General features: G+C 62.2%; 18 protein-coding genes. 3 read left to right on the top strand and 15 right to left on the bottom strand.

The window, feature by feature from the left end; genetic code table 11:
* From Q0693_RS03700 to Q0693_RS03660, 9 genes are all read right to left on the bottom strand, one after another.
* Window positions 1-1,158, bottom strand: a complete 1,158-nt coding sequence (locus Q0693_RS03700) for an acyl-CoA dehydrogenase family protein (protein ID WP_298629282.1) — start codon at window positions 1,156-1,158, stop codon at window positions 1-3.
* Between the two features lie 78 nt (window positions 1,159-1,236).
* Complete coding sequence (locus tag Q0693_RS03695; protein WP_298629280.1) at window positions 1,237-1,644, bottom strand: RidA family protein; 408 nt, start codon at window positions 1,642-1,644, stop codon at window positions 1,237-1,239.
* 19 nt (window positions 1,645-1,663) lie between these two features.
* Window positions 1,664-3,223, bottom strand: coding sequence for an AMP-binding protein (locus Q0693_RS03690; protein WP_298629278.1), 1,560 nt, complete (start codon window positions 3,221-3,223; stop codon window positions 1,664-1,666).
* Between the two features lie 123 nt (window positions 3,224-3,346).
* Window positions 3,347-4,525 (bottom strand): acyl-CoA dehydrogenase family protein, encoded by a 1,179-nt coding sequence (locus tag Q0693_RS03685; protein ID WP_298629277.1) that lies wholly within the window; start codon window positions 4,523-4,525, stop codon window positions 3,347-3,349.
* Window positions 4,526-5,356: an enoyl-CoA hydratase family protein gene (locus Q0693_RS03680; RefSeq protein ID WP_298629276.1), complete on the bottom strand. Its 831-nt coding sequence runs from the start codon at window positions 5,354-5,356 to the stop codon at window positions 4,526-4,528.
* Window positions 5,344-5,853, bottom strand: coding sequence for a MarR family transcriptional regulator (locus tag Q0693_RS03675; RefSeq protein WP_298629275.1), 510 nt, complete (start codon window positions 5,851-5,853; stop codon window positions 5,344-5,346). The genes Q0693_RS03680 and Q0693_RS03675 overlap by 13 nt, the downstream gene beginning before the upstream one ends.
* Window positions 5,854-5,855: 2 nt before the next feature.
* Window positions 5,856-6,620 (bottom strand): SDR family NAD(P)-dependent oxidoreductase, encoded by a 765-nt coding sequence (locus Q0693_RS03670; protein WP_298629274.1) that lies wholly within the window; start codon window positions 6,618-6,620, stop codon window positions 5,856-5,858.
* Window positions 6,617-8,962, bottom strand: coding sequence for a bifunctional salicylyl-CoA 5-hydroxylase/oxidoreductase (locus Q0693_RS03665; protein ID WP_298629273.1), 2,346 nt, complete (start codon window positions 8,960-8,962; stop codon window positions 6,617-6,619). Before Q0693_RS03665 ends, Q0693_RS03670 begins: the two co-directional genes overlap by 4 nt.
* Before the next feature lie 556 nt (window positions 8,963-9,518).
* Complete coding sequence (locus Q0693_RS03660) at window positions 9,519-9,806, bottom strand: hypothetical protein (protein ID WP_298629272.1); 288 nt, start codon at window positions 9,804-9,806, stop codon at window positions 9,519-9,521.
* 472 nt (window positions 9,807-10,278) lie between these two features.
* Between Q0693_RS03660 and Q0693_RS03655 the strand changes: the two genes are divergently transcribed.
* On the top strand, window positions 10,279-10,680 hold the full coding sequence (locus Q0693_RS03655) for a hypothetical protein (RefSeq protein WP_298629284.1): 402 nt from the start codon (window positions 10,279-10,281) through the stop codon (window positions 10,678-10,680).
* A gap of 31 nt (window positions 10,681-10,711) precedes the next feature.
* On the opposite strand, the gene Q0693_RS03650 is transcribed toward Q0693_RS03655, so the two are convergent.
* The 6 genes from Q0693_RS03650 to serA all read right to left on the bottom strand — a co-directional run bounded on the left by Q0693_RS03650 (window position 10,712) and on the right by serA (window position 16,682).
* The gene (locus tag Q0693_RS03650) at window positions 10,712-11,395 is read right to left on the bottom strand and encodes an ABC transporter ATP-binding protein (protein WP_298629271.1); all 684 of its coding nucleotides are present in this window, start codon (window positions 11,393-11,395) and stop codon (window positions 10,712-10,714) included.
* 9 nt (window positions 11,396-11,404) lie between these two features.
* The gene (locus tag Q0693_RS03645) at window positions 11,405-12,601 is read right to left on the bottom strand and encodes an FtsX-like permease family protein (protein WP_298629270.1); all 1,197 of its coding nucleotides are present in this window, start codon (window positions 12,599-12,601) and stop codon (window positions 11,405-11,407) included.
* A 1-nt stretch (window position 12,602) separates the two neighbouring features.
* On the bottom strand, window positions 12,603-13,298 hold the full coding sequence (locus tag Q0693_RS03640) for an outer membrane lipoprotein-sorting protein (protein WP_243029572.1): 696 nt from the start codon (window positions 13,296-13,298) through the stop codon (window positions 12,603-12,605).
* 1 nt (window position 13,299) lies between these two features.
* Window positions 13,300-14,490, bottom strand: coding sequence for an FtsX-like permease family protein (locus Q0693_RS03635; protein ID WP_298629269.1), 1,191 nt, complete (start codon window positions 14,488-14,490; stop codon window positions 13,300-13,302).
* Window positions 14,487-14,930: a MarR family transcriptional regulator gene (locus Q0693_RS03630; protein WP_243029574.1), complete on the bottom strand. Its 444-nt coding sequence runs from the start codon at window positions 14,928-14,930 to the stop codon at window positions 14,487-14,489. Before Q0693_RS03630 ends, Q0693_RS03635 begins: the two co-directional genes overlap by 4 nt.
* 186 nt (window positions 14,931-15,116) lie before the next feature.
* On the bottom strand, window positions 15,117-16,682 hold the full coding sequence (gene serA, locus Q0693_RS03625; RefSeq protein ID WP_243029575.1) for a phosphoglycerate dehydrogenase: 1,566 nt from the start codon (window positions 16,680-16,682) through the stop codon (window positions 15,117-15,119).
* A gap of 99 nt (window positions 16,683-16,781) precedes the next feature.
* Here serA and Q0693_RS03620 point away from each other — a divergent pair, with 99 nt between their 5' ends.
* Both Q0693_RS03620 and Q0693_RS03615 read left to right on the top strand, forming a co-directional pair.
* The gene (locus Q0693_RS03620; protein WP_298629268.1) at window positions 16,782-17,624 is read left to right on the top strand and encodes a DegV family protein; all 843 of its coding nucleotides are present in this window, start codon (window positions 16,782-16,784) and stop codon (window positions 17,622-17,624) included.
* A complete protein-coding gene (locus Q0693_RS03615) occupies window positions 17,608-18,450 on the top strand; it encodes a DegV family protein (protein WP_298629267.1) in 843 nt (280 codons plus the stop codon). Before Q0693_RS03620 ends, Q0693_RS03615 begins: the two co-directional genes overlap by 17 nt.
* Window positions 18,451-18,460: the final 10 nt, after the last annotated feature.

Here is an 18,460-nt window from a genome sequence, read left to right as displayed (position 1 = left end):
CTAGAAGGCGCTAAGCCCCGTGGCCTCCCGCCCCAGGACCAGGGTGTGGATGTCGTGGGTGCCCTCGTAGGTGTAGACGGTTTCCAGGTTGAGCATGTGGCGGATGGCGTGGTACTCCAGGGTGATGCCGCTTCCCCCCAGGATGTCCCGGGCCAGGCGGGCGGCCTTCAGGGCCTTCATCACGTTTTGCCGCTTGGCCAGGGAAACCTGGGCCGGCGTTAGCTTCCCCTCGTCCTTAAGCCGGGCCAGGCGCCAGGCCAGGAGGAGGCCCTCCGTGTGGTCGGAGAGCATCTCCGCCAGCTTGGCCTGCACCAGCTGCTTTTGGGCCAGGGGCGTTCCGAAGGTGCTTCGGCTTTTGGCAAACTCCAGCGCTTCCGTGTACACCGCCTCCAAGGCCCCCAAAACCCCCCAGGCGATGCCGAAGCGGGCCTGGGTGAGGCAGGAGAGGGGGGCTTTAAGGCCCTCCGCCTTGGGTAGGCGCAGCTCCTCAGGCACCCGCACCTCCTCCAGCACCAGTTCGCTGGTCACCGAGGCCCGTAGGCTCATCTTGTGCGGGATCTCCCGGGCCTGGAAGCCTTTGGTGTCGGTGGGGACGAGGAAGCCCAGGACCCGCCCCTCCTGGTCCTTGGCCCAGATGAGGGCGATATGGGCCAGGTTGCCGTTGGTGATCCACATCTTGCTGCCGTTGAGCACCCAGGTGTCCCCCTCCCGGCGGGCCGTGGTGCGCATGTTGCCGTAGGGGTCGGAGCCGCCATCGGGTTCCGTGAGGCCGAAAGCCCCCACCATCTCCCCCCGGGCCAGCTGGGGCAGGAACGCCCGCTTCTGCTCCTCGCTGCCGAAGGCGTAGATGGGGTACATGACCAAGGAACTCTGCACGCTGACAAAGCTCCTAAGCCCTGAGTCCACCCGCTCCAGCTCGTAGGCGATGAGGCCGTAGGCGGCGCTGGAAACCCCTGCCCCCCCGTACTCCGGGGGCAGGGTGGGGCCTAGGAAGCCCATCTCGGCAAACCGGGGTATGAGGTGGGTGGGGAAGACCCCTTCCTCCCACCAGCCGCGGATGTAGGGCAGGGCCTCCTTTTCCAGGAAACGACGGGCGGCCTTTCCGATCTCCCTCTCCTCCGGGGTGAGGAGGTCTTCTAGGGCGTAAAAGTCCAGCATGGGGCACCTCGAGGGCGAGTCTAGCGGTACAGGGAACAAGGGACCCAAGGATTTAGCGCGCCGGGTACCGGAACCTCCTTAGTCGGGTATGACCGCAGTGGCCTCGATCTCCACCTTCGCCCTGTCGTCCAACAGCCCTTTCACCTCGACCACCGTCATGGGGGGATAGTGACGACCTATCAAGGAGCGGTAAACCTCTCCCATCGCGGGAAGGCTGGCAAGGTACTCCCTTTTGTCCGTGACAAACCAGGTGAGACGCACAAGGTGTTCGGGCCTTCCGCCCGCCTCGGCTAAAACCTCGACTATATTCCGCAGGGCTTGCCGTACCTGGTCCAAGAAGTCTTCGCTTTCAAAAACGTGCTCCCGGTTCCATCCCACCATCCCCGCTATGAACACCACCCTTCCCTGGGCCACGAGGCCGTTGGCATAGCCCTTGGGTAAGGGCCAGCCTTTGGGCTGAACCACGTAATTTTTTTTGCTCCCCATGACGACCGTCCCAAAAGAGTTAGCCAGACCTTTGGACTCGCTGCCTCAGCACGAACCTTTGTACCTTGCCGGTCGGGGTCCGAGGTAGCGTTTCAACAAACTCGACGGAGCGGGGATACTTATAGGGGGCGATGCGTCGCTTGACAAACTCCTTGAGTTCTTCTGCCAGCTCCTCTGTGGGAGCCACGCCTTGTTGAAGGACCACAAAAGCCTTCACGATCTGGCCCCGCTCCAGATCCGGCACCCCAACCACAGCGCACTCCGCCACCAAAGGGTGCAGGAGAATGGTTTCCTCCACCTCCAGGGGAGAGATGTTGTAACCCGCAGATATGATCAGGTCGTCCACACGACCGTGGTGTACATAATAACCCTCTTCGTCCAGAGAAAAGACGTCCCCGGTGATGTTCCAACCCCTCTGGACGTATCCCCTTTGGCGCTCATCCGCCAGGTAACGGCATCCCGTGGGGCCTTTGACAGCCAAGCGCCCCACCTGACCGGGGGGCAAGGGGTTCCCCTCCTCGTCCAGTACGCAAGCCAAGTATCCAGGCACGGGTTTACCAACAGCCCCAGGCTTAGCTTCCTCCTCAGTATGCGAGATGAAAATATGGAGCATCTCCGTGGAACCTATCCCGTCTATGATCTCAACCCCAAACCGTCCTCTCCAAGCGTCCCGAGTGGAAACGGGAAGAGGTTCGCCAGCTGAAACGCACTTCCGGAGGCGGAGCTTCGCCCCAAGGGAAGCCGCCTGCATGGCCATAGAGCGGTACGCCGTGGGGGAAGAAAACATCACGCTGGCGGCGAACTCAGCTGTGGCGGCCAATAAGATGTCCGGACTACCCCGCTCTAGAAGCACGCTCTGCGCCCCAATCCGCATGGGGAAGAGCACCAGACCCCCTAGGCCGTAGGTGAAGCCAATAGAGGGGCTCCCGATAAACACATCGTCGGGAGATGCCCTCAAAACATATTTGCCGAAGGTGTCGCAAATGGCCAGCCCGTCCCGGTGAAAGTGGACGCACCCTTTGGGGCTTCCCGTGGTGCCGGAAGTGAAGGCGATAAGGGCGGGGTCATCGCTGGCCGTGTCCGCATTCTCAAAGGATACCGGCTTCCCCCGCATCAGCCTTTCCAGCTCGGCCCAGCCTACGACCCTCTGGAGCGTGGGACACACGGGCTTTATCTCTTCCACTTCCCGCATGAGGTTGTCGTCACACAGGGCATGGGAAATGGAGGCCTTGTTAATGATTTCAGTCAGCTCTTTAGCCCTAAGCAAGGGTACAGTGGTCACCACCACCCCCCCCGCCTTAAGCACCCCAAACCAGGCTGCCACCAGCATGGGCTGATTAGGTGCCCGCAGGAGCACCCGGTTACCCGGCACCAACCCCAGGTCCTCCCTCAGAACATGCGCTATGCGGTTGGCCTGCTCCAGCAATTCACCGTAGCGCCAGACTAAGGAGGGCGAGCGCAGGCAAGGCCTATCGGCGTGTGCCTCGGCTGCCCTGTCCAGGAGCTCCACCGCGAGGTTCAGGCGGTCGGGATAGTGCAACTCCGGCAAAAGGAATACGAGCTCCGGCCACTCGGACACGGGCGGTAGGTGATCGCGTACAAACGTGTCAACATGCCCCGTACCAGCCATAACCACCCCCCTCGCCACGCCGCCGGGGCTTCTCCGGTCCGCCTACCCAGCTACCAGCTACCGGTTTTTCCTTCACTGTACACCTCCCTTTGCCCCCATCCTGAGAAGCTCGCGCGCTACGATCAAGTACTGTATTTCTGTAGCCCCTTCGTAGATGCGCAAGGGACGGATCTCCCGATAGAGCGACTCCACCACCTCCCCACGCCGTACGCCGAGTCCCCCCCACAGCTGTACCGCGGCGTCGATCACCTGTTGCGCAAACTCCGTGGCTGCCAGCTTGGCCATGGCCGCCTCCTTGGTAACCTGCCCTCCCCTATCCCTCAACCAGGCGGCCCGGTACGTAAGCAGGGCCGCCGCATCGATCAGCGTGGCCATCTGGGCTAACTTGACCCGGGTCAGCTGGAAATCCATGAGAGGCTGGCCGAACAGCATCCGGGAGGCCGAGCGATCCAGGGACTCATCCAACGCTCGCCTAGCGAAGCCCACCGCCGCCGCGGCCACCGAGATGCGAAAGGTATCCAGTGTTTTCATGGCGATCTCGAAGCCTTGCCCCTCTTCACCCAGCAGCTGGCCTTGCGGGATGTGGCAGTCCTCAAAGGTAAGGGTGGCTAAGGGGTGGGGTGCGATCACCTCCAACCTTTCCTTGACAAGGAGACCCTTGGTGGAGGCATCGACCACCACCGCAGAGATACCCTTACGGCCCGTGGTACCAGGATGGCGTGCGAACACCACGTAGTAATCAGCCAGCCCACCATTAGAAACCCAGGTCTTACACCCATTTAGAACATACCCGTCCTTAACCCGGCGAATTTCCGTACGCAGGCCACCCACGTCCGAACCTGCCTCCGGCTCCGAGAGGGCGAAGGCGGGAACCCTATCGCCCCTCGCCACCGGGACCAGGTATCGTTCCTTCTGTTCACTATTCCCGTAAAGGCTAATAGGTCCGGAGCCCAGCCCTTGCATGGCGAAGGAGAAATCCGCAATCCCCTGGTGGTAGGCCAGCACCTCCCGTACGAGGCTGACAGACCGCGCGTCTATCCCCTCGTGGGCTCCTCCGAAGGAAGTGCCCCCGACCGCGTACCGGAGCAGGCCGCTTTCTCCTAGGGAGCGCACCAGGGAGCGGCAGACGCTGTCCAGTTCCCCGCCCTCCGCATCCACGGGGAGGTTTTTTTGGGCCCAACACACCGCCCTTTCCACCAGTAGGCGGTGCTCGGCATGGAAAAACGGCCAATCAAGGTGAGCTAAGTCCATCTAGTCCCCTTCAAACACGGGTTTCTCTTTGGTCACGAACGCCTCGTACGCCCGACGGAAGTCCTTTGTGGACATGCAGATGGCCTGGGCTTGCGCCTCCGCCTCTATGGCCACATCCAGCGCCATGTTCCATTCCTGGTACAGCATACGCTTGGTCATAGCCAAGGCAAAGGTAGGGCCGTGGGAAAGCTCACGGGCGAAGCCCTGGGCCCTTTCTAGGAGCTCCTCGGGTTCGCAGAGTTCATTGAAGAATCCCCAGGAGAACGCCTCCTCACCCCCCATGAACCTCCCCGTAAGAAGAAGCTCAGCGGCCCGCCCCAGGCCCACTATCCGCGGGAGGATGGCCGAAGCCCCCATGTCGCACCCAGCCAGGCCCACCCTGGTGAAGAGAAAGGCCACCCTGCTTCGCGTCGTCCCCAGACGGTAGTCGGAAGCCGCTGCCAGCGCGGCCCCAGCCCCGACGCATACTCCATCCACCGCGCTCACGATCACCTGGGGACACTGGAGCATCCCCCGTATGACCTCTCCCGTTAGGCGGGTGAAGGCCAGCAGTTGATCCATGGACATCTGGGTCAGGGGACCGATAATTTCGTGCACGTCCCCCCCAGAGGAAAAGTTACCCTCGGCACCAAATAGCACCACGGCTCGGACATCCGTGGCGTAAGGCAGCATACGAAACAATCGTGAAAGCTCCTGGTAAGTGTCGAACGTAAGCGCGTTTTTACGCTCTGGGCGCCTCAGGACCAAGGTGGCCACCCGGTCGGACACGCTCCAGGAGACATGCTGGGGCGTGTAATCCGCCATTTTGAGCTTAGGGCCTATACCCTCCATAATCTCCCCTTCTCGACTAAAGAGCGCTTCAGCTTGCCCAGAAGATCGTACAGGGCCTGCTTGTCCTCCCGAGACAATCCTTCAAAAAGCTCGGTAATCCAAACCTCATGGACTTGAGCCATCTCGCGAAACACTTCCCTTCCCTGGGGGGTGAGCTCCACCAGATAGGCCCGTCGATCGCTAGGATCCGCAACCCGCCTTACCATCCCTTCGGCCTCTAAGCTATCCGTTAGGCCGGTTACATTCCCCGAGGACACCATCAACCGCTTGGATAGCTCGCTCATCCGAAGACCCTTCGGAGCTCTCTCCAATTGGGCCATCAGGTCGAACCTCGCCAACGTGGTACCGAATTTCCCACGCAGGCGCCTGCGGATCTCACCTGAAATCAGGTTGGTGCAACTGAGCAGACGCAGCCACAACTTGAGAGCCTGGTGATCCTCGTCCGTCACACGGGTCTCCAAGTCTGTTGCCGCTGACGAAAGCCCTTTACTCGCCATCGCTACACCTCCCCACCGGAAATAGATAGGGCATGGCCATTGATCGCCTCCGAGGCGGGTCCGCAAAGGAACAGAACAGCCTGGGCTACCTCCTCGGGGGTGACAAAGCGCCCCTGGGGGTTATACTTTGCGAACTCCGCGCGGACTTCCTCCTCGCTGCGTCCCGTTCTGCCAGCCACCTTGGCAATGCTCTCTTGGAGCAAGCGCGTTTCCGTAAAACTAGGACAAATTGCGTTCACCGTGATGTTGCTCCGAGCGAATTCCAAGGCCAACGCCTTCGTGAAGCCCACAAGTCCGTGCTTTGCCGCCACATAGGCAGAAGCGTAGGGGTACGCCTTCAACCCTGCTGTGCTGGCGATGTTCACGATGCGGCCCCAGCCTGCCTCCAACATGCTGGGAATGGCAGCCCGCGAGCACAGGAAAGCGCTAGTCAAGTTAACGCCCATCAGACGGTTCCAAACCTCCAGTGAGGTTTTCAAAAAAGGCTCCGTCACCGCGGCACCAGCTGCGTTAACCAAAATGTGCACCAAGCCCCGGGTGCGGAGGATGTGTTGGAAGGCTGAGTTTACCTCCTCCGGCACGGTTACGTCGCAAAGCACCAGGGAGGCACTGCCGCCAAGCCCAGCGGCGATTCTCTCCAACGCTTCTAGGTTACGCCCAAGGAGGGTAACCCTTGCGCCAGCTGCAGATAGCGCTCGGGCTGCAGCCGAGCCTATTCCCCCACTCCCCCCTGTTACGATGGCATGTTTCTCCTCTAGCCACCTCATACGCTTTGGATGAGATCCTCCTTCCGCATCAGGTCCTCGCTCCGCTCCTTAGCGGCTTTCAGCAAGCGCACTGCCTGCCTCTTCCCCTCGAGGTACTGCCTGGGCCATGTGGCCTCTAAATAGCCCAAGCGGATGCTCTCCTTTAGGGTCCAGGCTACATCCACCAAGTGGGGCCGAGCCAAGGCACAAAGGTCTGCCCTTCCGGAAGCCACGATGGTGTTGACATGGTCAGCATCGAAGATGTTCCCCGCCACGATGGTGGGGATGCCCACCTCGTTGCGAATGCGGTCAGAAAACGGCAGATTAAACATTCTGCCGAAAACGGGCTTCGCGTACCTTACAGTCTGTCCCGAGGAGACGCTGATGACATCGCAACCTGCCTCCTTAAAGCGCTTCGCGACCTCCACGGCATCGTCAGGTGTGATGCCTCCGGGAGCCCAATCATGGGCGGAGATCCTAACGGACATGGGGAGATGAGCAGGCCATACCGCGCGCAGCGCACGGAAGACTTCCAAGGGAAAACGAAGCCGGCTATCGAGATCACCTCCGTACTCATCCGTACGGCGGTTGGTGAGCGGACTGATAAAGGCCGCCAAAAGGTATCCATGGGCACAATGGAGCTCAAGCCAATCGAACCCCGCCTCAATCGCCCAGAGAGCCGCCTGCACAAAGGACTGCTTCACCCGCTCCATGTCCTCCTTGGTCATCTCCCTGGGTACCTGGCTGTTTGGGCCCCAAGGAACTGGGGAAGGAGCTATGATTTCCCAGTTCCCCTCGGGCAGCGGTTCGTGGATGTGCTCCCAGCCCACTTGAGTGGAACCCTTTGGCCCTGAATGGCCAAGCTGTAACGCAACTTTCGCGTCGGTGTATCGGTGTATGAAGTCCACAATCCGCTTGTAGGCCCGCATGTGGGCCTCGCTGTAAAGTCCGGCGCAACCCGGTGAGATACGCCCCTCCGGGGAGGGAGCGGTCATCTCTGTAAAAACAAGGCTGGCGCCGCCCAGGGCCCGCGCTCCTAGATGCACCAGATGAAAGTCATTTACTTCTCCGTCCTGGGCGGAATACATGGCCATTGGCGCCACGACAATGCGGTTTTTCAGGATTACGTCCCTTACACGAAACGGTAGAAACATGGGGGGAATAGGTTTTCGGCCAAGGCCCGAGCGTTCGGCCAGCCAGCCCTCGTACTCCCTTACATACCTCTGGTCCCGGAGGGCCAGGTCGCTGTGAAACAGGCGCTGTGACCTCGTGATTAAACTGTAGGCAAACTGCTCTGGCTCCAAATGGGCATAGCGACGAACGTTTTCAAACCAATCGGCGGAGTTCCGGGCAGCCTTTTGAAGTCGGAGCACTGCTAGTTGTCGGGCTTGTTGGTACCCTTCAAGGATTTCGCGTAAGCGGGTTGTCTCGCCTTCCGCCTGGACAAACGCATTGGCCAACTCGATGGCATCCTCCATGGCCAGTTTAGTGCCGCTGCCTATGGAGAAGTGAGCCGTGTGGGCGGCATCCCCCATCAAGACCACTGGAATCTCACCGTTCCAGTGCACCCAACGCTCACACAACACTCTGGGAAAGCGAATCCAGGTTGCTGACCCCCTGAGATGGCGGGCGTTGGACAGGAGCCTTGCACCATCCAGGTGGGCAGCAAACAACTCTTCGCAGAAGCGAATGCTCTCCTCCTGGTTCATGCTCTCCAATCCACTCTTCGACCAAGCCTCCTCCGTGGTCTCCACGATGAATGTGGCGGTATCCTCATCAAATTGGTAAACGTGGGCTTGGTACCAGCCCCACGGGGTCTCCTCGAATATAAATGTGAAGGCGGGAAACGACTTCTTCACACCCAGCCACACATATCTATTCCTGCCCAGTTCAATACTTGGACGGAATGACTCCCGATACTTTTCGCGAATACGACTGTTAATGCCATCCGAGGCAACCACCAAGTCGAAGCCATGTTCCCTCACCAAAGCCTCGTCATCCTCTACCTTCTGCCCGAAAAGCAACCTGACCCCGAGGCTAGAACAACGGTCCTGAAGAATTTTCAGCAGCTTGACACGGCTAATTCCGGCAAACCCATGGCCTCCGGAACGAATCACACGCCCCCTAAAGCGTACCTCTATTTCATCCCAGTGGCGGAAACTCTCCTTGATACGCGTGTACGTCGGAAAATCCGCATCGGCCAAGTTGCCGAGGGTTTGGTCGGAAAAAACCACTCCCCAGCCGTACGTGTCATCAGGCCGATTTCGCTCAAACACGATGACCTCAAAATCTGGGAAGTGCTTTTTGATGAGTAAAGCGAAGAAGAGACCTGCCGGTCCGCCCCCAACACATGCTATTTTCACGCCTTACACCCCCCTTGCACCACACCCCCGAGGCAAATGCTTCACATATCAACCTTCCACTACTAAACTATCACAGCGACCAGCGGCCTGTCAATCCCCTCACCTGACCTTCCCCCATAGGTTCAGACACCTCCAAGGACCAACCTTCTGAAGGACTCCAGGACCCCGCCCAGCAGCTGCCGTAGCACCTGGCGACTCAGCCGGACCGTCTTCTTGAGGAGGATGAAGAGGCCGGAGGGGAGAGGCCATCGCTTCCCTCCCGACCCCGGCTTTTTTTCCTTCCCCACCCTGGGACCCACCCAGCTGGGGACCGTACACCAGGTCCCGCAGACCCTCCCCCACCAGAAGCCCAAGGGCCTACGCCAGCAAAACCATGGCCACCCTCCTCTCCATGTTCTCCTGCTTCCTGTTCAGGATCTTCCCCCATCCCCTTCCGCCACTCCCCCGCCACGTTCACCCGCACCCTCCGCCGGTAACGCAAGCCCCTGTAACTCCTCCGCTCCCCCGGCCGTATCCCTTACGTCCTCTCCTTCCCCTCCTCCCCAAGGAAGGCGGGCTACCGGGAGGTCTCGAGACGCACCCCAAAGGGCATCCCCGCCTCCTGAAGGCTCGCCAAAGGCTCCCCATGGCTAAACTCCCGGTCCATCCCCAAAGGCCTATCCCCCACCAGCTCCTCCACCTCCCCCAAGGCCCGCCGGTGCTCCAGGTTCCGGCAACTCCCCCAGCGGCTGAGGGTTTGGGAGGAATAGGTCACAAAGGAAAAGGGGATGGCCCGGCCACGGTAAGGGGTGGCCGACAGCCAAAGCCAGAAGCCCCGGGTCTTGCCATCCCGCAGCCGGTCCACGCGGTCCGTCCGCCGGGCCTGGGAATCCCCGTCACCTCCACCAGAACCGAGGGGGTTTCCTCGGGGTAGGGCCGCCACAGGGACGGGGGTCCACCTGGGCCCAAAGGCCCCATAGCCGGCCCGGGGATTCCCAGGCATCCCCTTGGCAGTCTCCGGGATCCGCGGGGAACGGGCTCCTAGGATGGCCTTCAGGATAGGGGCGGCCCGGTCTACCCAATCCTCCTGGTCAGGCGGATACTCCGTAGACCGCCCCACCTGGGAAAGCACCTCCTGAACCCTGACCCTCCCTCCTGGATAAACGCCCCCAGGGTACACCAGGGGGATGGCTGAAGTTGGGGGGAAGGTCAGACTTCGGGATTAGACCCTGGCCTCTTTCCCCTCAGGTCCTATCCCTTAAGGGTAGAATAACCATATGCCCCAAGGATTTCTGGTGCGCGGCGGGTGCCGGTTTATCGGGTACATCTTGGTGGGTATGATCCCGGGGTACGGCACGGTCCTGGCCCAAACCCTCTTAGAAGCCACCACCGTGGTGGCCCTAGCCTCCAGCCTGGACCCCGCCGTGCGCCTGCCCACGGGGAGCTATAAGGCCAAAAGCCCCGAGCCCCTCCTCCTTCGCTTCCCCGAGGCCAAGGGGTACGCCCTCGAGGCCTTCGTGGCCAAAGGGATCGCCAGCAGGCTCCATGCAGCCTTCGTGCAGCAGGTGCTCACCAGCTTCGCCGCCGCGGGCTACTTCGTGGAACGGCAGGAGGAAAAAACCGTGGACGGGGAGGTGCGCAGCCTGTACCTGCTTAAGGACAGCCTGGGCCGGTCCGCCATCCTCCTGGTGGTGCGCAAGGGGGAGGAGCTGGTCTACGGCTTTGGGAAAAAGCGCTAAGGCCCGGGAACGCCCCCGCCATCCCCCCTTCCTAACGCCATTCCTCCCCCACGATGGCTCCGTCCTCCAGGCGTACGATCCGCTTCACATGCTCCAAAAGCCTGGGGTCGTGGGTGGAGAAGAGAAAGGTCACCCCCTGCTCCCGGTTCAGGGCCTTCATGCGCTCAATCAAGGCCAGGCCATTTTTGGAATCCAGGTTGGCCGTGGGCTCGTCGGCCAAGATGAGGAGGGGCTCGGCGGCCAAGGCCCGGGCCACCGCCACCCGCTGCTGCTCTCCTCCCGAAAGCTGGCGGGGAAAGCGGCCCGCCTTCTCCTTCAGGCCTAAAGCCTCCAAGGCCGCAAGGGCCCTCCTCTCCCGCTCGGCCTTGGGGACACCCCTAAACTCCAGAATCAAGGCGGCGTTCTCCAAGGCGGTGAGGACGGGAAGCAGGTTGTAGGCCTGGAATACCAGGCCGATCCTCTCCAGGCGCACCCGGGCCCGCTCACTCCGGGACAGCCGGGAAAGCCATACCCCCCCTACCCAGACCTCCCCTTCCGTGGGCAGGTCCAGGCCCGCCAGGAGATGGAGAAGGGTGCTTTTCCCGCTACCCGAAGGCCCCACCAAGGCGGTGAACTCCCCCGCCTCCACCGTCAGGTCCACCCCCCTAAGGGCCACGGTTTCCACCCCGTCGCCCCGGTACACCTTCCGCACCCTATTAGCCTCAATGATGGGCATACTTTCCTCCTAGGGAACGTAACGCATGGCCTCCACCGGCTCGAGCCTCGAGGCCACATACCCCGGCCATAAGGCCGCCAATAGAGCTACCCCCACCGCATAGCCCAGGGTAAGGAGCACCTCCTTCACCCCCAGCCGGCCGTAGAGCACCTCCGGCAGGCCGAACTCCCGGTACTGTTCCAGCATCCACTGGGGCAAGGGCAGGCGGAAGCCATCGGCCAGCTCCAAATGCACGAGTAGCCCCGCCCCCATACCCAGCAAGGCCGCCACCCCCACCAAAAGGAAACTCTCCCAGAAAACCAGGCCCAAAATCCGCCACCCGCTAAGGCCCAAGCCCGCCAATAGACCAAACTCCCGCACCCTTTCCACCAGGGAAAGGTAAAGGGCATTGAGGAGGATCAGCCCTGCCAGAACAAAGAAGATGCCCACGTAAATGGCCATGATGGTGTCGTATAAGGGGAGCAAGGCGGCGTAGACGGGGTTAGCCTCAAGCCACGTTTCCACCTTCAGCCCCTGCAAGTGGGGAGCCAGGGCCGTCTTAACTTCCTCCAGAGCCTTTAGATCGTAAAGCCCAAGCCCAGGAAGCCGAATCTCCAACCGGCTCACCCGGCCTGGGGCCAGAAGAGCCTGGGCATCCTCCAGGGGAACCATAAGGGTCTGGGCCTCGAGGTGGGTCTCCGGAAAATCCAAAAACCCCACCACGCGGAAGGCATACACCCCAAGACCAAACCCCCCGGGGGCGTAGACCACCACCTCATCACCTAAGCCCACCTGGAGAGCCTGGGCCAAAGCCTCCCCCAAGAGGGCTTCTCCTGGGGCTCGAGGGAGGCCCCCCTCCTTCAGAAGACCCTGCTGCCGGGCCAGGCCCCGGGGTTCCATACCCGTGATCACCACCGTACGGTTCCGCCCCCCGACGATGGCCAAGCCTCCTCCCTCCAACACCCCTTCCACTTCGGCTCCCGGGGGTAAGGGCAAGGAAGGAGGCAGGAAGGTAAGGCTCTCAAAGTCCGTTTTGTCCTCATAATCCTCCACCCGGACCAACAAATGCCCGGTCCTTTCCAAAAGAAGGCGGTAAAATGCGTCAAAAGCCCCAGCGTAAACGGAGAGGAAAAGCAAGGACAGAAAGACCACCAAAGCCACCACCCCACCCGTAACCAAACTGCGCCCTGGGGTTCTGAGGAGGTTGCGCCAGGCGAGCCGCAGCATCCTAACACCCCCTTTCCAGGTACAGAGGATTAAAACACCGCTCTGGCACGGCCCCCACCTGGATCTCTGCGATCCGCAAGAGGGTACGGTGACCAGGCCGCTTGAGGTCCCTCAGCTCCATCTCCCGGGGAAGGTAGGCCCCGTTCAGACCCTGGTAACCGGCAAGCCTAAGTTCCCGCACCGCCTGGCCTCGCTGGTCGTAATAGAGGATGCGCTCAATCAAACCCTCCTTTAAGTGCACCTCCACCTTCCCGTAGGGGGTAGGGGCTGCGGGTTTGGGCGTCAGCACCAAAATTCCTTGGGTTTCGGCCACCTGGAAAAACTCCTCCAGATCCCGGCCCATGAGGTCCTGAAAGGTGAGGTCCGAACCTAAAAACCGCTCCCCCCGGCCCGCAGGGGGCAGGCGCAGGGTGCGACCCAACCTGGGATCGTAAAGGTAGAGGTCCTCCCCCAAGAAAAGAAAGGCCTGGCCCGCTTCGTTCCCGGGCTCCAGGACCCGGAGATGGGTTCTCTTGCCATCGGTGTAAACCCTGAGCCGGTAGGTGCGCACGAACTCTAGCCGCTCCACCTGGAGCTCATACACCCCCTGGTGGGCCGGCCCCCGCAGCCGGTCCAGGGCTATCCGGAGTTTCTCCAGCGGGGTTTGGGCCGAGGCTAGGGCTAAAAGAACCGGGAGGTAGAAGAGCATCCCCTTCATCTCATTCCCCCTTGACGTAGTGGGAAGGCTCGAGGCCAAGCAGCAACCTTCCGGGAAAGAGAAGGGCCAGCAGAGCGGAAAGGGCCACCACCAAGCTGGCGTAAAGACCGTAAACGGGCCTAAAGGCGGTATAAAGGTGCTCGGAAAGCCCGGCTTCAGGTAAAAGCTCCACCGACAGGCGCATCAGGGGACCGAACACATCATGGGTGGAGGTGTACCAAAGGAGGCCGTAACCCAACACAAGCCCAGCCACTAGGCCAACGCCGCTGGCCAAGGCCGCCTCCAAGGCCACCTGGGCCGCCAGGCGGGCCGGGGCGAGCCCTAGGCTCTCCACCACCGCAAACTCCCTCAGCCTCTCCCGCACGCTCACATAGACGGTGCTCACCACCGCCACCGCGGCCAGCAACATGAAAAGGCCCATAAGGGGAAGGTAGACCAGGCGGCTTCCTTCATAGTCGGCCCGGATGGGGCCCATGAGATCCCAGACCCCCTTGGCCCTAAGGCCTAGGGGAAGGTTCTGGTTGAGCTCCTGGGCCACCGAGGCCTCCTGCCCCCTGGGCACCTTTACCGCCACGTGGGTGGCCAGTATCCCCCTTCCGGAAAGCCTCCTGGCATCCTCCAGGTGCACATAGACCCCAGCAAAGTCCACGTTCCCCACCCCCGCCTGGACCAGGCCCACCACCTCGAGCCCCAAGGCCCCCTGGCCGGTTTCCACCACCAGCCTTTCCCCAAGCCGCACATCCAGCCTCTGGGCCAAGCGGTACCCCAGGACCACCTCCCCCGAACGGCTAAGCCAGCGGCCCTCCTTCACCTTGAAAGGCACGCGGGAAAGCGCCCTCTCCCCTTCCGGATCCACTCCCTGGACCACCCCACCCTGCACACGGTAGGGAGAGCGCAAAAGGGCATACAGGGAAAGCCGGGGACTCTGGGCCTGGATGAGGGGGTGGGCCAGGGTGGGCAGAACCTCAAGACCATGCTCCGGATCGGGGTCTTCCCACCAGCCAGCCTTGGCCACCACCACCGGAGCCTGCACGTACTGGGCATAGGCCTCCACCAAGCTTTCCCCGTACCCGTCCAATAATCCGTACAGAAAAAGAACGGCCACGGTTACATACACCACCACCAAGGACAACAGGGCCGTGCGCCGCTTTTGCCGAAGCACATTCCGCCAGGCCAACTTAAGAAGGCTCATGCCTCCTCCGAAAACTTCTCCAAAAGCTTGGGGAGCTCCCGCTCAAAGAAGGCATAAAGCGCCCGCATCTCCCTAAGCCTTTCCCCTTTGGCCTTCCCCACCAGGGCCAGGCCCTTTTCCGCCTGTTGCCGGTAAAGGGATAGGGTCTTGGCCTTCTCCAAAAGAAGCCGCCTCCAAGCCCCAGGGCGCACGGCGTAGCGGTCGGCGCGCTCCCCAGGGCGGCGTAGGCGCTCCACCAGCTGCAGCCGGGTGAGGAGGTTGAGGGCTGGGCTTAAGGCACCCTTGCTGGCGGCAAGGGCCTCGGCCATCTCCTTGGCGGTTTGTTCCGCGGGCTCGGCCACCAGGAGAAAGGCCAGAACCCGCCCCGCCATCCGGGGAAGGCCCGCCGCCTCAAAGAGTAGGGCCGTCTCTTCCACCCATTGTTTTAGGGAGGGGTCCATAGAACCAGGATAGGCGGGTTCCGTAAGTTTTGTCAATACTAAACTTCACGAATCCTTTCCTTAGGCCCCCGGGCCTGGGGGCAGCCGCCTCGAGGCGGATTTTGTCTGGGCCCCGTGGAGGGGGTATGTGCGTTATTTCACGATTACACTAGCTTGTGCTAATCTTCTCCTCTCCCCGACCCACCCCTAAAGCTCCGCCAGGTCCACCCGCTCCAAAACCGGCAAGGCCCTAAGCGCCTCCAACACCTCCAAAGCGGGTTTCTGGTCCACGGTGAGGACAAAAAGGGCCCTTCCCCCCGGCACGTCCCGGCCCAGCTGCATCCCGGCGATGTTCACCCCCGCCTCCCCCAGAAGGGTTCCCACCTGGCCCACCACCCCGGGCCGGTCGTAGTTCACGCAGACCAGCATGTACCCCTCGGGTACCACCTCCAGGGCATAGTCATCTATACCCACCAGCCTGGGCCGGCCCGCCATCACCACCCCCCGGGCCCGGCGCTCCTCTTGGTCTGTGGAGAGGCGCACCTCCAAAAGCCTCGTGTACTCTCCCGCCTGCTCCTCCTTGCGGGTGATGAGGCGGATGCCCCGGTCCTTAAGAAGGGGCCTTGCGGAAACCAGGTTCACCATCTCCTCCCCCAAGACCCGGGAAAGGAAGCCCTTGGCCACGGCGCTGGCGATGGGTTCAGGGTCCTTCTCAAACTGGCCCAGGAAGCTCACCTCTAAGACCTCGGGCCGGCCCCGGGTGATCTGGGCGAGGAGCTTGCCCAGAGCCTCCCCCAGGGGTAGGAAGCCCCTTAGGGCCTGGAGGGCCTCGGGGTCAAACCCCGTGTTCAAGGCGTAGGAAAGATCCCCCTCCAGGGTGCGCACCACCCGTTCCAAGACCGCCTCCCCCACCCGGTCCTGGGCTTCTATGGTGTTGGCCCCCAGATGGGCGGTGAGGACCACCCGGGGATGCCCTAGCAGGGGGTGGTCCTTGGGGGGAGGCTCCTCCGCAAACACGTCCAAACCGGCGGCGAAGAGGTGGCCCTCCTCCAGTACCTCCAAAAGGGCCTTCTCGTCCACGATCCCTCCCCGGGCGGCGTTCACCACCACCGCATTCCGGGGCAGGAGGTAAAGCTCCCGCCGGCCGATCATCCCCCGGGTCTCCTCGGTTAGGGGCGCATGGACGGTGAGGAAGTGGCTTTGCCGGAGGAGGTCGGCAAGGTCCTCCAAAAGTTCCACCCCCAGGCTTTCCGCCCGGGTGCGGGGGATATAGGGGTCGTAGGCCAGAACCCGCATCTCAAAGCCCTTGGCGAAGCGGGCCACCTGGCCTCCAATCCGCCCTAGGCCGATGATGCCCAGGGTCTTGCCCTTAAGCTCCAAGCCCAAAAACTTCCGGTCCCACTCCCCGGCGCGGATCTTGCGGTCGGAAAGGGCAATGCCCCGGGCCGCCGCCAGGAGGAGGCCAAAGGCCAGCTCCGCCGCCGAGCGGGTGTTGGCCTCGGGAACGTTCACCACCAGGATGCCCAGGCGGCTTGCCGCCTCGAGGTCCACGTTATCCACCCCCACCCCGCCCCGGCCCACCACCTTAAGGCGTTTCCCCCGCTTTAGAAGTTCGGCGTCCACCTGGGTCCGGCTGCGGGTGATGAGGGCATCGTAGGCGGGGATGATCTCCAGAAGCTCCTCCCGCCCAATCCCTGGACGATAGTCCAAGAGCACTCCCGGGTACTTCGTATCCCCAAGCCGCATGTCGTCGGAAACCAGAACCCGCCACATATACCCTTGACCCTAGCAGAAACCCACCGCTAGGGCAATAATCCCCCTGCATCCCAGGGCCCACCCGTGGTATCCTGTCCAGGACCAAGAGGAGGAGGTATGAAGGTAGCCCTGGTCACCGACTCCACCGCCGACCTACCCAAGCCCCTACGGGAGGGCCTGGGGGTGCGGGTGGTGCCCCTTTACGTGAACCTGGGAGGGCGCATCTACAAGGACTGGGAGGAGATCTCTCCCGCGGAGATCTTCCAAAAGGTCCGGGAAGGTACCGCCTTTCCCACCACCAGCCAGCCTTCCCCCGAGGACTTCCAGCGCACCTACCAGGAAGCCCTGATGGCGGCCGACCACGTGCTTTCCCTCCACATCTCCGCCAAGCTTTCGGGCACGGTCCAGTCGGCGACGCTGGCGGCGCAAGACTTTCCCGGCCGCATCACCGTCTTTGATAGCCAAGCCGCCTCCTTGGGGATCGGCATGATGGTGCTCCGGGCCCACGAGCTACTTTCCCAAGGCCACACCCTGGAGGAGGTGCTTTCGGAGCTAGACCGCATCCGCAAGGACCACTTCGTGCGCTTCAGCGTGGCCACCTTGGAGTTTTTGAAGCGGGGCGGCCGCATCGGCGGGGCCCAGGCCTTCTTGGGCACCCTTCTGGGCATCAAGCCGATTCTGACCCTCAAAGAGGGCCGGGTGGAACCAGCAGGCCGGGCCCGGGGGGAAAGGAAGGCCCGGGAGGAGATCCTTAGGGACTTCCAAACCTGGGCCCAGGGAAGGAAGCGCATCCGAGCCTTCTTCCTCTTTAGTGCCGAGGAGAACGCGGTCAAGGAGCTAAAGGAGATGGTCCTTTCCTCAGGCCTTCCCGTGGAGGAGGCCCTGGTGAGCGAACTGGGGGCGGTGATCGCCAGCCACACCGGCCCCGGCACCTACGGGTTTTATGCCTACAGCCTCTAACGTGGCCTTCGTGGCCGACTCCACCCTGGGCCTAAGCCCCGAGGAAGCCCTGAGCCGGGGCATCCATGTGGTGCCCCAGCAGGTGATCTGGAAGGATAAAACCCTCCGCGACCAGCTGGAGATCACCGACGAGGAGGTTCTGGACCTCTTGCGGCAAGGCGAGCGGCTTTCCACCAGCCAAGTGGCCCCCGAGGACCTGCGCACCACCTACAAAACCCTTTTGCAAAGCCACGAACGGGTGCTCTCGGTCCATGTTTCCGGGCACCTTTCCGGCACCGTGGCCACCGCCATGGCGGTGGCCCGGGAGTTTGGGGAACGGGTCAAGGTGCTGGACTCCTGGTCCTTGAACGGAGGCCTCCTGCTGCTCCTGGAGGAGGCCAGGAGGCTTTTGGGAAAGGGCCTGGCCTGGGAACGCCTCGAGGAAACCCTGGCCCCCTACCGGGAAAGGCTTCGGGGCTATGTCCTTCCCCAGACCCTCACCTATCTGCACCGCTCGGGGCGCATATCGGGCCTGCAAAGGTTCGTGGGGGGGCTTCTGCAAATCCTGCCGGTCCTCGAGGTAAAGGGAGGCCGGGTCTTCCCGGCCTCCCGGGTGCGGGGGTTCAAAGAAGGGCTTCGCAAGGTGGCCGAGCTTTTCCGCCGGGATTTTCCCCAGGGGGGGCTTACCTACCTGGCCCATGCGGGCAACCCCGAAGGCGCCAAAGCCTTGGGCGAAGTCCTGAAGGCAGAAGGGGTGGAGGTCTTGGGTACGTTAAAGGCGGGGGCGGCGGTGAGCGTCCACGCTGGCCCTGGCACCGTGGCCCTCTTCGCCGGGCCCAGGCCTTAGGGGGGTAAGA

It is taken from the genome of uncultured Thermus sp. (genome assembly GCF_938010445.1).
GTDB classification, from domain to species: Bacteria; Deinococcota; Deinococci; order Deinococcales; family Thermaceae; genus Thermus; species Thermus altitudinis.
Note: the sequence above shows the minus strand (reverse complement) of the source record. Positions and strands in the feature narration are given on the sequence as shown.